Source organism: Lentibacillus juripiscarius (assembly GCF_042685205.1).
Taxonomy (GTDB): domain Bacteria; phylum Bacillota; class Bacilli; order Bacillales; family Amphibacillaceae; genus Lentibacillus; species Lentibacillus juripiscarius.
The window spans coordinates 15,605-30,675 of sequence record NZ_JBHUNA010000033.1 but is presented as its reverse complement, the minus strand read 5'-3'; the positions used below and the strand labels follow the sequence as shown (position 1 = coordinate 30,675).

The following is a 15,071-nucleotide window of genomic DNA, read 5'->3' as shown; positions in this document are numbered from 1 at the left end:
TTATTCACAGATTATACTCCCGAACGTCATAAAAATCCTGACAGCGTCACGCACTGTCAGGATTGAATTTATGCCTTTCCCATCCCGCGCAAAAACTGCAGCAGCATGGTAATACTCCGGTTGATTTCCGGGTCTTTCAAAGCTTTCAAAAGATCCATGTAAGATGTTTTCCCCGACGCTTCTGATGCCGCAGCCTCTTTAACTGCATGATTCATGCGGTCCGCAAAATACTGCAGTTCATCCACATCGAGCCTCCCTGCAAGCTGAAACAGTTTTGTGAGGTTTTCCACTGGTGCTGCATACTCCGGCTTATTCAGCTCACGCATCACATTCACCAGTGCATCTTCCCGATGTTTGACAAGGGCGTTCATCATATCAAGTGTTTCACTCTGATTGAGTGCCTCCAGCAAGTCAATTCCTTTCAAAATCGCTTCCTTATTGTCACTGACCGCTGCTGCCACTTCCTCCAGATTACGCTGGCGAATGGTTTCTTTAGGTACTTCCATTCGCTTTATTTTCGAAAGTTTCTCAGCCATTCTGCTTCACCTGACTTCCTGGAAAAATATAGTCATCGCGTTCCCATTTACCCTCCACACGGACACCAATTTGTGGCTGCGGATTGCCGCGCCGGTAGTTGTTTGGCGGAAGCGGACTTTTACCTTTTTTCTTGATGACTTCCATCCTGACCGCTATTTCTTTATAGGCCGGTGTATCCGTATCCTTATCCACACGATTGTCAGTCAGATAATTGACAGCGGTTTTGCCATTGTCATTCAGAGGCAGGTACAGTTCGTTGCCGCTGACCCGATCCGTCACATGCACCGTCCCGGTCACCTCACCGGTTCTCGATACCAGTTTCACTTCGGCGCCTTCGTTAATTCCGCGTTCTTTTGCCAATTCAGGCGAAATTTCAATAAACGCTGTCGGCATTTTGCTGGTGATGGCCGGTGACTTATACGTCATATTCCCTTCATGGAAGTGCTCCAGCACCCGGCCATTGTTTACATGCAAATCATATTCGTCATCCGTGTCATAGCGCAGTTTAAATTCAAGCGGGTAAAATGTCGCCTTGTTATCATCAAACGGAAATCCGTCCGTAAACAGCAGTGGTGTATCCGTACCATCAGCCGCAACCGGCCACTGCAGACTGTCGTACCCGGTTAGTCTGTCGTAACGGACGCCGGCAAATAACGGTGCCAGTGACGCCGCTTCATCCATAATGTCCGATGGGCTGGCATAATTCCAGTCATACCCGAGCCGCCTGGCAATATCCATGATAATTTGCCAATCCGGGCGGGAATCTCCGACAGGATCAAGCGCCTGATAAAGCCGCTGAATGCGTCGCTCCGTATTGGTGAAGGTCCCTTCTTTTTCCAGGCTCGGAACCGCCGGTAAAATAACATCCGCATATTTTGCCGTCTCGGTTAAAAATAAATCCTGCACAACAAAGAATTCCAATTTTTCAAATGCCGCTGTCACGTAATTGATATTGGCATCCACAATACCGGTATCCTCGCCAAGGACGTACAAAGAGGCCAGCTCCCCTTCATGGATGGCACCAATCATTTCATGGTTATCTTTGCCGGGCTGTGCGGGTATCTCTACCCCCCACGCTTCTTCATAACGGCTCCGAACGTCATCAGCGGCAACTTCTTCATATCCCGGGAAGAAGTTCGGCATGCTGCCAAAATCACTGCAGCCCTGGACGTTGTTGTGCCCTCTTAATGGATAGGCACCTGTCCCTTCCCGCATATAGTTGCCGGTCACAAGCAGCAGATTGGAAATGGCGGTACTTGTGTCACTGCCAAGCTGGTGCTGGGTCACCCCCATCGCCCAGCATACCGCGAGTTTCCCGACGCTTGCAGCCTGTTCGGCAATAGCCATCAAATCTTGTTTTGCAATGCCGGTCATTTCTTCCGCGTAATCGAGTGTAAATGGCTCCAAGGATTGTTTGAAATCCTCAAACTTGTTCACCCATTTGTCGATAAAAGCGCTGTCTTCCAAACCATTGTCAATAATATATTTCGTCACAGCTGAGAGCCAGACGAGATCGGTTCCGCTTTTCGGCTGGAAGAACCGGTCCGCGCGCTGTCCCATCTCATGTTTCCGCAAATCAAACACGTATAGCTTCTGTCCAAACAACTTTTGCGACCGTTTAATCCGTGAAGCGAGCACAGGGTGTGACTCAGCTGTGTTGGATCCAATCGTTATCACCATATCTGCCTTGGCGATGTCATCGATGGAACCGGAGTCACCACCATGCCCCACCGTACGGAATAGCCCTTTTGTTGCCGGTGACTGGCAATAGCGGGAGCAGTTATCGATATTATTAGTGCCGATTGCCTGCCGGGCCAATTTCTGCATGGCGTACGATTCTTCATTGGTTGCTTTCGACGAAGCGATGAATCCCAGTGCATCTGCACCCTTGGCAGCTTTGATTTCCTGAAAGCGCCTGGCGGTGTAATCCAGTGCCTCCTCCCACTCCACTTCAACAAACGACTCCCCATCACGAATGAGCGGCTTTGTAAGACGTTCTTCTGAATTTACGTAATCCCAGCCAAACTTCCCTTTCACACACGTGGAGATACCATTGGCCGGTGAATCGTGCTGCGGCTCCACTTTCAGTACTTTCCGGTCTTTTGTCCATACGTCAAATGTACAGCCAACACCACAATATGTACAGACCGTTTTCGTTTTTTCGATGCGCTCCTCACGCATGGCAGCTTCCGTATCAGAAACGGCAAACAATGGTCCATATCCGGGCTCCACAGTCTTCGTTGCATCAATCATCGACCGGAGCAGACCTGGTTCGTGGTCGGTCATATAGCCTGCCTCGCCAACCATCGACGTCTCCATCAGGGCATTACACGGACAGACCGTTACACACTGCCCGCAGCTGACACATGAAGACTCATCAATTGGCGCGTCTTCATCCCAGACTACTCGCGGCTGCTTGCGATCCCAGTCAATCAGAAGTGTTTCATTCACCTGAACATCCTGGCACACTTCCACACATCGTCCGCACAAAATGCACTGATCCGGGTCATACCGGTAAAACGGACTGGAATTGTCAATTTCATAAGGTTTCGGTTCGAACGGACGAGACTGATGTTCAAGCCCAAACTCCTGAACCGTATTATGAATCTCACATGAGCCATTATTGTAATCACAGACGGTACAATACAGCTCATGATTCTCCAGAATTCTGTCCAGCGCCTCCTTCTGTGCTTCATTCACATGCCCGGGATCCGTTTTAACACTCATGCCTGCCTTCACCGTTGTCCCGCACGCACGTACAACATCACCATCCACCTCCACCATACAAGTGTCACATGTCTGGACAGGTCCTAATGCCTCGTTATAGCAGATCTGCGGAACAAACGTACCAGTCGTGTTAATCAGATCCAATAAATTCTGCTCCGGTGCTGCCAAATACTCTTCCCCATTAATGGTCACAATGACATGGTCCTGATTTGCCACCTTTTCCCCTCCCTAAAGCAAAATCACTTGCACATCCCTTTTTAAAAGTTTGTATTTTAAAAATATTATAACATAAACAGAGAAAATATTAACATATCAGCTATAGTTAAGATATATATTCCTGTCCCTCCATCATTTGAAACATACTAGTAGGCGCTATTTCCTTTTTCCTCTTTCATTTGCCGCATAACCACTCTTATCCAGATGGAAATCAATAGAGAAATAATGTGCATAGCCCCAAATATAACTAAAACCAGCTGATAGCTATTGGTCGAATCATAGATTAGCGACAGCACCATAGGCCCAACAACACCGGCTACTGCCCAGGCGGTTAAAATATAGCCATGAATCGCGCCCAGCTGTTTTGTTCCAAACAAATCCCCAATGTAAGCTGGAACGGATGAAAAACCCCCTCCGTAACAGGAAACGATAGCATACACAAGAATTTGAAATAAAATCACCGAAGTTATAACTGGTAGCAAAAAGTAGGAAACAATGCCTGTAATAAAAAATATCGTATACACATTCGGTCGGCCAATATAGTCGGAGATAGCAGCCCATCCAAGTCTGCCAGCGCCATTGAAAAGTCCCATGATCCCTACCATCGCAGCTGCCGCAACGGCTGACATACCGGTAATTTCCTGACCAATTGGAGATGCAACAGAGATGATAGCAATACCTGTGGTAACGTTAAGAAACAGCATCGTCCATAACATCCAGAACGGTTTCGTCTTAATAGCCTCATTGGCTGTCATTTGGGAAAGGTCTTCTTTTTCTTTCTTCGGTTTATCAGCTTTGTCAACCCGCATTCCTTTTGGTTTCCACCCCTCTGGAGGCGGTGCAAGATACTGCGATGCAGCCATCATGATGATCAAATAACTTGCTCCCAAAATATAAAATGCGTTGGAAATACCAACTGAACTGACCAGAGCCTCACCGGCCGGCCCGCTGATAAGCGACGCAAAGCCAAAGCCCATGATCGCAAGCCCCGTTGCCAGCCCCCGGTGATCCGGAAACCATTTTACAAGCGTTGACACTGGTGCTATATAACCGATCCCGAGTCCAATGCCACCAATAACCCCGTAAAAGAAATACATTAAAATCAATGATTCAAAAGCAGTTGCCAAGCCAGTTCCCATCACACCCACCCCAAAAAACAGAGCGGATAACATTCCGGAAATGCGCGGACCCCTTTTCTCCACAAACTTCCCCATGAAAGCCGCCGAAAATCCTAAAAGAAAGATTGCAATACTGAAAGCAAGGGAAATCTGACTTGTGCTCCAGCCATACGCATCAGCCATCGGGTTTGTAAAGACACTCCAAGCGTACGCCGATCCTATACAAATATGAATACCTACCCCGGACAAAGCAATGAACCAACGATTTTTAACTTTCTCCATGTTTCCCCTCCCGCTGAATCAATCCATTGATGACATGCGTGATCACATTTTATGTTTATTTAAAAATGCTGGAGAGTATGTAGTATTTTCATGAAAGAATAAATAATTAACTATTGATGTAACAATGAGCGACTGCTACGGGAGAAATCCTCCACTTCGGGCGTTCATCACGCCAATGAGCGACCGTAGCGGGAGAATTCCTCCACTTTCGGGCGTTCATCACGCCAATGAGCGACCTCTGCGGGAGAATTCCTCCACTTTCGGGCGTTCATCACGCCGATGAGCGACCGCAGTGAGCTTCTTACTCCACTTTCGGGCGTTCATCACGCCGATGAGCGACCACAGTGAACTTCTTACTCTGCTTTCGGGCGTTCATCACCTATATCCATTTATTAAAAGATTCAGTGCTTAAACGACCACATATTTTGATATTAAAAAACGCTTGGATAAATAAGGTCTATCCAAGCGTTTTTGTCAGTTCATTTAATTGTTAAAATCCTGCTAAGCGATAGGTGATTTGATATTTTTCACAGTAAGGGAAATGCTCAATGAATAAATGCCTTTTTTCTGATGGACGTTCAGTACAGTTTCCCTTGCCTGAACAGGATTGTGGAAATCTTCATTACAGCATGAATATAACAGTTTTGCCGCAATGGGAATGGATCCCCGTAAAATTGCGGGTATATCGTATCAAATGTTGCTTTCATCTGATCAGTCAGCCGGGTATACACTTCCTTTTCACTCAGGAACTGCGTTTCTCTTCCCTGCAGCCACTCCAGATACGACACAATGGCACCACCGGCATTGGCCAAAATATCCGGAATGATAATGACACCATTGTCACTTAAATACGTATCCGCTTCACTTGTCATGGGTGCATTGGCTGCTTCCACGATGATCTTTGCTTTTATATCCTCCATATTATTCCGTGTCACCTGTGATTCCAGCGCTGCCAGCATCAGAACATCGGTATCCATTGTCAGCAAATCATCTCTGTCCCTGATTTCTGCTTTGACTTCTGCTTCTTCCAGTTGTTCCTGGTCCACCGGCAGATCCCCGCCATTCTTTTTCACAAATTTCACCAGGCCGGGGATATCGAGGCCATCAGAATTATAAAGCGTCACGTTCCGGTCGCTGACGGCCACAATGTTATTATTTAAATAATCACACTGGTATGCCTCTAAAGCTGCGACAGACCCAACATTCCCGAAGCCTTGCACGGCAATCGATAGTTTTTTGTCAGCGTGATCGAGTGCGGTTTGGGCAAATTTATTATCGCGTTCAGCCAGCCACTTCTCCTGCTCCTTGACGAAATCGTGCAGCATGTAGCGAAGGGAGAAATACACGCCTTTCCCGGTTGCAGCACTTCGGCCAAGGGATCCACCATTCATGACACTTTTTCCGGTGAAGCTTCCCCTGTACGGTTTTCCCGGCTGGATGCTTTTATATTCGCCCATCATCCAATCCATCTCTCTACTGCCTGTTCCAACATCCGGTGCCGGTATATCTTTATCAGGTCCGATGATTTCACTGAAGTACTGGACATACTTTTTGCAAACCAAGTTCAGTTCTTTGACTGAGTATTCCCTTGGGTTGATGATTACACCGCCTTTTCCGCCGCCAAACGGGACTTCGTGCAGTGCATTTTTCAGTGTCATCAGGGCTGCCAAATTTTCCACTTCCTCCTCTTTGACAGACTCATGAAACCGGATGCCACCCTTATACGGACCCAAAATGTTATTGTGCTGGACACGGAATGCCGGGACCCGCTCCACTTTCCCGTTGTCACGGGTGATGCGCAGATACGATTTATTAATATGGTTCGGTGTTGACAGAATTGATGCCAGTGAGGAAAAGGCCTTTTCTCGTGATTTCCCTGTTAGTTCCGGCAGAAATCCATCATCATCCATGAGCGCATCCAATGATTCCTGAATAATAGTTCCTGTATTATTTCCCATAAAAAACAGCCTCCATATTAAAATAGTGGTACGTCTACTATTCCATACCCGTTTTTCCTTTAATTTCAACATGATAGCTGTGACCGGCTAGAACAAGAACAACGCTAATGCTGTCGATAACAGCAAGCCGAAAATGACCGGTACAAAGTTTTTACGGACCAGATCCATAACGGATACACCGCAAAAACCGGCAATTGCAATCAGCGATGACCAGGCAACAATCGTTCCGCCACCGGTCCAGATGGAGCCCATTTGTCCGATTGCCGCAAGCGTCCCGGTATCAATGGCTCCGTTTTGAAGAGATGCCGCAAGTGCGCCAGTTAGCGGCAAACCGGAAAATCCAGAACCATCAAGCCCGGTGATGATGCCAATAATCAGCACGCTGAATGCAGAAAGGAATGCACTTTGCGGCAGGAATTCCTGCGACGATTTGACAAGATCAAACAGCAGGCCTGGTGCGTTTTCATCCATTCCGAGTATGCTTCCGGAAAAATCAGAGCTGCCAAGGAAAAAGAAACCTGCAATGGGGATGACCGGGCCCATTGCCTTAAAGGCAAACACGAAACCTTCTGTTATGTGATTAGTGATATAGTCCAAAGCATTCTGGCGGCCAAACGCCACTGTTGACAAGAGCAGCAGAATAACCGCAACACCACCGACAAATGCCGCGCCATCGCCACCTTCAAACCCGGACATCCGCCCGGAATAAAGCTTCGTGTACATCATGTAGGCGACAACAGTGGTCAGGGCAACTGGAACAAGAACGGCGAATAGTTTGCTCCATGCCTTCAGATGCGTTGCTTTTGACTTATTTTCGGATTCTTTAGCAGTTTGCATTTGATTCATTTCAATTTCATTCATTTGGTCATCTTTGGAGCGGATCGTCTTGCGGTAGAGAAAGTAGGCCAGCCCAATCGCTGCTATCCCTGCTATTAGCGAAAGTACAAGCGCCCTATCCGCGACAAGCGCCGTATCAATCCCCGCCGATGTGGCTGACAGATTCGGAGCCACCTGCACAATGTAGTCCGAAGACAGTGCCATTCCCTGCCCAGCCAGCGCAACTGCAACCGCCGCCGTCATAGCAGGAAGGCCGGATCGGATAGCTGCAGGAACCAGCAGTGCACAAATGAGCGGAACAGCCGGCGTCGGCCAAAAAAATAGAGAAATAACGTACGTTACAGCAATCAGTACAAAGAAGGAAACATGCCCGTTGATCATCAGCTTCTGAATCGGCTTAATCATTCGCCGATCAGCGCCAAGGTCTCTGAGCGAATGCAGCAACGCCATCATAAAGGTGATAATGAGGAAAATATTGAAGAGTTCTTTGGCTGCGACAAGGTTTGCGTTAAATATGGCGGTAAATCCGTCGATAAGACTCCCTTTGTAGACCCAGGCAATGACAAACGTGCCAAGCAACGTTGGCAGAACAACACCTTTGCGAAAAATCATGGTCAAAATGATGATCAGTGTAAAAATACCATATAGCGCATGGGATATGGTCAGTTCCACATCAACCACTTCCTTCCTTTCTCGACTGTGCTATAGCCTATGCACAGGTGAAAGAAGCGGTGCAACCCTTGTCAAAAATACACACCTATTTACGAATCTTAAGAACGCTCAGGAAAGAATTCGAGGTCTCAACTCATTTCGATCCATTCTCATCGGCGCAATCATTGCACATCAGTTTTCCGTCCTCATGAACGCCGTCAAAAAACCCATTCTCGCAATAGACATTTTCACCACATATCTGGCACTGGCCAACCAGTTCGCGCATGAAATCACCCCTTTAAAAAGTATATCGAAAAAAACGACCCTTTGTATACCAAAGAGTCGCATGTTTGCAGAATATTCTTCATTACGATGGTGATGTGAGCGGTCCGAACGTTATGCTGCCTGCACTAATGTCCTCGGCTGTTTGTGGAACAGCAGGAAGACAGCAATCGAGCAGATGATAAAGGACGGGATAATATAGGATACATTATACAGGAATGAATATAACCAGACCGATTGTCCCTCCACTGCCGATTCAAAGAACACAACACCGGCCGCGAAATGGGCTGCAAACCGAAGCATGCTGCCAAGGAATGCCCCAAGTGTAATATAAGTCAGGTACGTTTTCACATGACCGGATTGAACCGCTTCCTGTATCTGCTTTGCAAAAACACCGGCAAAACCAATCACCGTAAAGGCCAGCATATAATCGATAAGACCCTGGACCGGATGCAGTACATATCCTGTACCAACGGCAACCTGCAGAATTCCCCACAAAAAGCCCGATAGCAAACCACCTTTAAGCCCCCACCGGAAAGCAACGATGAAGACAGGGATCATCGCCAGTGATACAGAACCACCCTGTGCCCAGAGCTTAATAGATAAAAACGGAATAATGTCCAGCAGTAATGCCAGTGCTGTAAAAACAGCCACTTCAATTAAAAACAGCGTGCGATTGGAACGCATCAACATTCCTCCCCTTTGCAGACGGAACCATTCCGCCTATCATTTTTTGAACACAAAAAAAGCAATGCCAAGGGGAAGCTTCCTGATGGGAAATTCCGCTCACACTGCTCTCTATTCCATCAAAAAAGCCGCCATCCCTACGCTAGCACTAACTAACAGGTTCGAAGGGTCTGAACAGCAAACTGTTCACTCTCAGCCATCCGGCTCCCCTTGAAGGCTTCTAACCTATGCTTTTTTTGCTGGTTTCAGAGGTTGTTCAAAAAGTCCGGTAAAAATGACACTTCGAATTTCTTCGTTGGCTTGCTTTTCCGTCGCTCATGTATTCATTTACATACACTCCGCTACTCAAAGCAGCACCGCCTTGAACTTCTTGGTCCTTTTTATCCTCCTTTTTGAAGCCACATTTTCAGTATAACGCATTATTTGCAAAATAACAAACACTTTCTGAGACAGGTTTCGGGCGGATCCCATCGGACGGGAACCACACGGAATCATGCTTCTGTCAGCGAAAGAAATTCCTCTACATCCTGAACACATAGCTTTATCGCATTTTCCCAAAAATCTGGCTTCGTCAAGTCAACGTTCAGATGTTTGGCCGCCAGTTCCTCCACGGTCATCCGGCCGGTGTCACGAAGTAAGGCGATGTAGTCATCCTCAAAGTCCCCGTCCGATTCCTGGGCGTGTGCATAAATCCCCAGGCTGAACAAATAGCCAAATGTATACGGGAAGTTATAGAATGGCACACCGGTAATGTGGAAGTGCAGTTTGGACGCCCAGAAATTCGGATCGTACTCAGAAAGTGTTTCACAATACGCTTCTTTCTGTGCGTCGACCATCAGTTCCTGTAGCCGATCCACAGACACCATCCCTTGCTTGCGCTCCTCATAAAAGCGCTGTTCAAAAATAAATCTGGCATGGATATTCATGAAAAATGCAACACTGCGCTTCACTTTGTCTTCCAGCAATGCGCTTTTTTCTTCTTTTGTCTCTGCACTTTTCACCGATGCGTCAGCAACAATCATTTCAGCAAACGTTGATGCCGTCTCTGCCACATTCATGGCGTATCCCTGGTTCAGCCCATGCAAATCATCCATAACGTGCTGATGGTACGCATGCCCCAACTCGTGTGCCAATGTCGCTATATTGGCGGCCGACCCGGAATACGTCATGAAAATACGTGTTTCTTTACTGTCAGGAAAACTGGTACAAAACCCTCCCGGTTGCTTACCAGGACGATCCTCCGCTTCAATCCAGCGATTTTCAAACGCCATTTCGGCAAAATCAGCCATTTTCGGGCTGAATTTCCGGAATTGATCAATAATAAAGCTAGCACCTTCTGTATACGATGATGTTTTCACCGAATGGGAAATGGGTGCATTCACATCATAGAAGCTTAATTGATCCAACCCTAATATATCCGCTTTTTTCTCCAGAAACGTTACAAAATGGGTTTTATAGCGATTAATTGCACCCCACATTGCATCAAGTGTTTCCTGTTTCATCCGGTTAATGGCTAATGGCTCCTTCAGCACATGCTTCCAGTCCCGGTGTTTATATTTTTGCAGGCGAAACCCAGCGAGGTGATTCAATGTCTGGCCAAAAAAGTCCGCATTCGCCCCCCACGCCTTATCCAGCTGTTCAAACACATGCTTGCGCACCGAACGGTCAGGATCATTTAGTTTATTTGCCGCCTGACCGACTGAATAGGAATGAATTTCGCCATCTTCTTCTATATCCACATTCATATTGCCGACAACCGTGTCATACATCTGGCTCCAGCCTTCATACCCGTCAACTTCCAAATCGCTGATCAGCGCCTCCTGCTCCGGTGATAGCAATTCTTTCGCACGATTTCTCCGTTCATCCAAAACAAAACGAATTTCCTGCAAATCCGGATCTTGCAGCACATTTTCCCACTTCCCGTCATCAATCAGGGTCCATTTTTGCTCCAGTTCTGTTTTCACCCGGTCCATTTCTGCCTTGAGGGCGCTGCGTTCTGCCACTAGCATGCCAGATTCCTTATCATGCATGTCCTGTGCGTGCAGACAGCTGATAAACGCGAAAGCCTCCCGCATTTTGCGCTGCGCGTCCTCAAGCTTGCCGGTAATATCCCGGAGGCTTTGCACAATGGACTTCTCATCCCCCGGCTCAAAGTGGCTGACGCTTTCTTCAAGCTGCCGGATAGTTTCCTGTACGTCTGTTAAATACGTACGAAATTCCTTTGATCTGCTTCCCCCGGGAAAAATACTGTCAAGATCCCATGCTGGATTGTACGTTAGCCCTTTCATCCAATCGCTCCTTTTGTCACTTAAAATCCTTCATTATATACCTGTCTAATTATAACAAATAATAAGAAAATTATCACGAGGTATTTTTGTTCGGTTCCTAGTTGAATCGTAAAGTGTCACTACTGGGGAGAAAGGGTTTACACATCGATGAACGTCACCTGTACCCGCTCAATAATGCGAACCCGATTCTTGGTTTTGAGCTTTTTCGCCTGCCAACAAACCGTTTTTTCTAAGAACCTCTTTTTGTTTCATACCTCTGCCAGTGATATAGTTATTTTTAAACCATGCCCACATAGAGCTGACGACCGTAAACAATAATGAAACTAACTGCTCCATTGTTTCACCATCAATTGGCAGTGGTGATTTGCCAAGTATGACAAGAAATTGGTTCACAAGTGCCAAAAGAAGCACAGATGACCTTACTATGGTCCCTTTATCCATTCGTTCGTCCCCCATATCATTCCTTTTACCTCCCATTATGTTCAATAGCAGGTGTTCCGGAACGGCAGCTATACTAACAACGTCCTCTATTGGGGTAAAAAAACCCCCTTGCATCAACTGATACAAGGGGGATAATTAGTTGCGCTTTCGTTCGATCGGCAAGATACCATTTGTTATGTTGCGTACAATTGCCGTAAAAAGAAGCACGCCTACCATAATAACGACAACTGCAGAAAAAAACTGAATTACAAATCGTATTATCTCATTTCCGGTAAATGAAATAAGGTATCGCACACCATAAAAAAGAATTGCCGCACCGGTTCCGGTAACACCGATGAAGCTAAGAAGAACGCCAACAAGCTGAATAGGCGCTAACTTCCTCCATGTTTCTTTATGTTTAAAAGCTACATATACGATGTAGCCCGCTAATATGATTGCTATTATAACTGCTCTATTCATATTGGAATATCTCCTAACTTACATGAATGGGGGTGCCAGTTTCTACCGACTGCTTCAGTGCCTGCAGCATATACCCGATTCCACCGCAGTCTTGGAGCGGATACACTCGCGGCAAGCTGTCATGAAAGCAGCTGTTTATGACGGGCCGATATTTTTTTCCGGTGAGAATGATCAGTCGGTCATATTGGTCAAGCCCTTTCTCCCTTACCTGCTGCTGCAGCCTGTCAGCGGTTATGATTTCGGCCTTTTTTTGGCCAAAAGTTACATCATATTGCCCGTCCACCACATCATCTGGAAAAAGGAACCCATGCTTAGCCGATAGAACAACCCACCCGTCAGTGAATGTTTCCGCGTATTGCTGACAGCGTTTATGCAAAGTGCCAACGTAGGCATCCTTGGCAGGAGCTGGACCGTGTCCTGGATAGTTATCCCAGATTTTTTTCCTGCCACACGGAATAATACTCAACTCTCTCATTCTTAACGCCTCTTTTCTATCAGTCTTTCTAGTATAGCATGCCGCGGCGTATCGCGAAACTACCACACAGGTGAAATAGTCGTAATTCAAAATAATTGGCCGTAATTACTTGACACCATTAATTTATTAATCTATACTCAGTTACATAAAGTAACTTATGGAGGGATATACATGGCAAAAACAACTTGGAATGTAGATACCGTACACAGCGAAATAGGCTTCACCGTCAAACATATGATGATTTCTAAAGCGAAGGGAACCTTCAATGATTTTGATGCTGTTGTCGAAGCAGATCCGGACAACTTGGCAGATGCAACGATTGAAGTAAACATCGATGCAGCGAGCATTGACACACGCAACAATGATCGTGATGATCATTTGCGTTCTGCCGACTTCCTTGACGTCGAAAGTCATCCAAAAATTACATTTAAAGCAACAGATATCCAAAAGAAATCAGACAGCAGCTACGATGTGACAGGTGACCTTACCATCAGTGGCACGACGAACCCCGTAACATTGGATACAACGTTTGAAGGGCAGAGCAAAGACCCGATGAGCGGGAATATGGTGGCCGGATTCAGCGGAGAAACAAAAATTAACCGCAAAGACTTCGGTCTCACCTGGAACGCAGCACTGGAAACAGGCGGCGTGCTGATTGCCGACGAGGTCAAAATCACCTTCGAAATCGAAGCGCATAAAGCAGAATAATAGACTTAGAGAAAGACCGGTTCATTTTCGGGATGCTATATTCCGAAAACGAACCGGTCTTTTAAGGTAAAATCTACTGAGCTTCCCGGGGACACAAGTGCTTGTTGCGCTTTTGTTTACTATATCAACTGTTGGAAAATTGTTCCGCTTCAGTTGAGCCCGCTAATGCTACAGTAGAGGATGTGTCTCCAGATATAACCTGTGCTACTTCATCAAAATATCCCGTACCAACTTCACGCTGGTGCCGTGTTGCACTGTACCCATCCTTTTCACTGGAAAACTCGGCCTGCTGCAATTCCGAATAGGCTGCCATGCCATCATTCTTATATTTTTTGGCAAGATCAAACATACTGTGATTCAGTGCATGAAACCCTGCAAGCGTAACAAACTGGAATTTGTACCCCATTTCACTCAGCTCGCTTTGAAATTCTGCAATTTCATGTTCTGACAATTTCCCACGCCAATTAAAGGAAGGTGAGCAATTATATGCAAGCAATTGATCGGGATATTTTTCGTGAATGGCATCAGCAAATCTTTGTGCTTCCTCCAGATTTGGCTCTGATGTTTCACACCAAACCATATCTGCATAAGGAGCATAGGCCAAACCTCGTGCGATAGCCTGATCCAAGCCAGGTCTCGTTTTGAAAAACCCTTCAGAAGTCCGTTCCCCAGTAATAAATTCTGTATCATACGGATCGACATCACTCGTTATCATATCAGCCGCATTGGCATCTGTTCTGGCAATAATAACGGTCGATGTCCCCATCACATCGGAGGCAAGCCTGGCAGCAATCAGATTCCGCACCGCCGTTTGTGTTGGCAGCAGCACTTTCCCGCCTAAGTGGCCACACTTTTTTTCCGATGAAAGCTGATCTTCGAAATGGACGGCCGATGCTCCGGCTTCAATCATCGCTTTCATCAGTTCAAAGACATTTAATTGGCCACCAAACCCTGCTTCCGCATCGGCAACAATCGGTGCGAACCAGTCGATGGAGTCATCCCCTTCCGCATGATGAATCTGGTCAGCCCGCTGGAGTGCCTGATTAATCCGCTGCACCACATTTGGGACACTGTTTACCGGATACAGACTTTGATCCGGATACATTTGGCCAGCCATGTTTGCATCCGCAGCAACCTGCCAGCCGCTTAAATATATAGCCTTCAGCCCGGCCTTCACTTGTTGCACGGCCTGGTTGCCAGTTAGTGCGCCAAGTGCATTCACATATTCCGGGCCATTGATAAGATTCCACAGTTTTTCTGAACCTTTTCTAGCCAATGTATGGTCGATATCAATGGAACCTTTCAGGCGGTCCACCTCTTCAGCTGAATAGGGCCGTTCCACGTTCATCCAACGAGGATTATTATCCCAGTCCTTTTGCATCTCCCGTACACGGTCATTAAACAT

The 15,071-nt window shown here is 46.6% G+C and carries 13 protein-coding genes and 1 riboswitch; of the genes, 1 reads left to right on the top strand and 12 read right to left on the bottom strand.

Going from position 1 to position 15,071, the window contains the following annotated elements:
• Positions 1 to 68 precede the first annotated feature (68 nt).
• From ACFSUO_RS13670 to ACFSUO_RS13620, 11 genes are all read right to left on the bottom strand, one after another.
• Positions 69 to 536, bottom strand: coding sequence for a DUF1641 domain-containing protein (locus tag ACFSUO_RS13670; protein WP_382395024.1), 468 nt, complete (start codon positions 534 to 536; stop codon positions 69 to 71).
• Positions 529 to 3,480 (bottom strand): formate dehydrogenase subunit alpha, encoded by a 2,952-nt coding sequence (fdhF, locus tag ACFSUO_RS13665; protein ID WP_382395022.1) that lies wholly within the window; start codon positions 3,478 to 3,480, stop codon positions 529 to 531. Before fdhF ends, ACFSUO_RS13670 begins: the two co-directional genes overlap by 8 nt.
• 146 nt (positions 3,481 to 3,626) lie before the next feature.
• Positions 3,627 to 4,880: an L-lactate MFS transporter gene (locus ACFSUO_RS13660; RefSeq protein WP_382395020.1), complete on the bottom strand. Its 1,254-nt coding sequence runs from the start codon at positions 4,878 to 4,880 to the stop codon at positions 3,627 to 3,629.
• A gap of 578 nt (positions 4,881 to 5,458) precedes the next feature.
• Complete coding sequence (locus ACFSUO_RS13655; RefSeq protein WP_382395018.1) at positions 5,459 to 6,838, bottom strand: Glu/Leu/Phe/Val family dehydrogenase; 1,380 nt, start codon at positions 6,836 to 6,838, stop codon at positions 5,459 to 5,461.
• A gap of 87 nt (positions 6,839 to 6,925) precedes the next feature.
• Positions 6,926 to 8,347 (bottom strand): hypothetical protein, encoded by a 1,422-nt coding sequence (locus ACFSUO_RS13650; RefSeq protein WP_382395016.1) that lies wholly within the window; start codon positions 8,345 to 8,347, stop codon positions 6,926 to 6,928.
• A 133-nt stretch (positions 8,348 to 8,480) separates the two neighbouring features.
• Positions 8,481 to 8,612 (bottom strand): hypothetical protein, encoded by a 132-nt coding sequence (locus ACFSUO_RS13645; protein WP_382395014.1) that lies wholly within the window; start codon positions 8,610 to 8,612, stop codon positions 8,481 to 8,483.
• A gap of 110 nt (positions 8,613 to 8,722) precedes the next feature.
• Positions 8,723 to 9,295 (bottom strand): energy-coupled thiamine transporter ThiT, encoded by a 573-nt coding sequence (thiT, locus tag ACFSUO_RS13640; RefSeq protein WP_382395012.1) that lies wholly within the window; start codon positions 9,293 to 9,295, stop codon positions 8,723 to 8,725.
• Between the two features lie 117 nt (positions 9,296 to 9,412).
• Positions 9,413 to 9,516, bottom strand: a riboswitch (TPP riboswitch).
• Between the two features lie 270 nt (positions 9,517 to 9,786).
• Positions 9,787 to 11,583 carry a M3 family oligoendopeptidase gene (locus ACFSUO_RS13635; protein ID WP_382395010.1) on the bottom strand — a complete coding sequence of 599 codons (1,797 nt, stop codon included), beginning with the start codon at positions 11,581 to 11,583 and terminating at the stop codon, positions 9,787 to 9,789.
• Positions 11,584 to 11,751: 168 nt separating this feature from the next.
• Positions 11,752 to 12,024 carry a phage holin gene (locus ACFSUO_RS13630; RefSeq protein WP_382395008.1) on the bottom strand — a complete coding sequence of 91 codons (273 nt, stop codon included), beginning with the start codon at positions 12,022 to 12,024 and terminating at the stop codon, positions 11,752 to 11,754.
• 135 nt (positions 12,025 to 12,159) lie between these two features.
• On the bottom strand, positions 12,160 to 12,483 hold the full coding sequence (locus ACFSUO_RS13625; protein ID WP_382395006.1) for a hypothetical protein: 324 nt from the start codon (positions 12,481 to 12,483) through the stop codon (positions 12,160 to 12,162).
• 13 nt (positions 12,484 to 12,496) lie between these two features.
• A complete protein-coding gene (locus ACFSUO_RS13620) occupies positions 12,497 to 12,958 on the bottom strand; it encodes a DUF6884 domain-containing protein (RefSeq protein ID WP_382395004.1) in 462 nt (153 codons plus the stop codon).
• 171 nt (positions 12,959 to 13,129) lie between these two features.
• On the opposite strand from ACFSUO_RS13620, the gene ACFSUO_RS13615 reads away from it, so the two are divergent.
• Positions 13,130 to 13,666 carry a YceI family protein gene (locus tag ACFSUO_RS13615; protein ID WP_382395002.1) on the top strand — a complete coding sequence of 179 codons (537 nt, stop codon included), beginning with the start codon at positions 13,130 to 13,132 and terminating at the stop codon, positions 13,664 to 13,666.
• A gap of 124 nt (positions 13,667 to 13,790) precedes the next feature.
• Here the strand turns inward: ACFSUO_RS13615 and aceA are convergent, their stop codons facing one another.
• A complete protein-coding gene (aceA, locus tag ACFSUO_RS13610) occupies positions 13,791 to 15,071 on the bottom strand; it encodes an isocitrate lyase (RefSeq protein WP_382395000.1) in 1,281 nt (426 codons plus the stop codon).

What these genes read in the sequence shown, in the direction of transcription:
- aceA (WP_382395000.1), bottom strand. Translation starts at nt 15,071, where the DNA reads ATGTTTAATGACCGTGTACGGGAGATGCAAAAGGACTGGGATAATAAT.
- thiT (WP_382395012.1), bottom strand. Translation starts at nt 9,295, where the DNA reads ATGCGTTCCAATCGCACGCTGTTTTTAATTGAAGTGGCTGTTTTTACA.
- ACFSUO_RS13635 (WP_382395010.1), bottom strand. Translation starts at nt 11,583, where the DNA reads ATGAAAGGGCTAACGTACAATCCAGCATGGGATCTTGACAGTATTTTT.
- ACFSUO_RS13670 (WP_382395024.1), bottom strand. Translation starts at nt 536, where the DNA reads ATGGCTGAGAAACTTTCGAAAATAAAGCGAATGGAAGTACCTAAAGAA.
- ACFSUO_RS13645 (WP_382395014.1), bottom strand. Translation starts at nt 8,612, where the DNA reads ATGCGCGAACTGGTTGGCCAGTGCCAGATATGTGGTGAAAATGTCTAT.
- ACFSUO_RS13660 (WP_382395020.1), bottom strand. Translation starts at nt 4,880, where the DNA reads ATGGAGAAAGTTAAAAATCGTTGGTTCATTGCTTTGTCCGGGGTAGGT.
- ACFSUO_RS13655 (WP_382395018.1), bottom strand. Translation starts at nt 6,838, where the DNA reads ATGGGAAATAATACAGGAACTATTATTCAGGAATCATTGGATGCGCTC.
- ACFSUO_RS13625 (WP_382395006.1), bottom strand. Translation starts at nt 12,483, where the DNA reads ATGAATAGAGCAGTTATAATAGCAATCATATTAGCGGGCTACATCGTA.
- ACFSUO_RS13615 (WP_382395002.1), top strand. Translation starts at nt 13,130, where the DNA reads ATGGCAAAAACAACTTGGAATGTAGATACCGTACACAGCGAAATAGGC.
- ACFSUO_RS13620 (WP_382395004.1), bottom strand. Translation starts at nt 12,958, where the DNA reads ATGAGAGAGTTGAGTATTATTCCGTGTGGCAGGAAAAAAATCTGGGAT.
- ACFSUO_RS13630 (WP_382395008.1), bottom strand. Translation starts at nt 12,024, where the DNA reads ATGGATAAAGGGACCATAGTAAGGTCATCTGTGCTTCTTTTGGCACTT.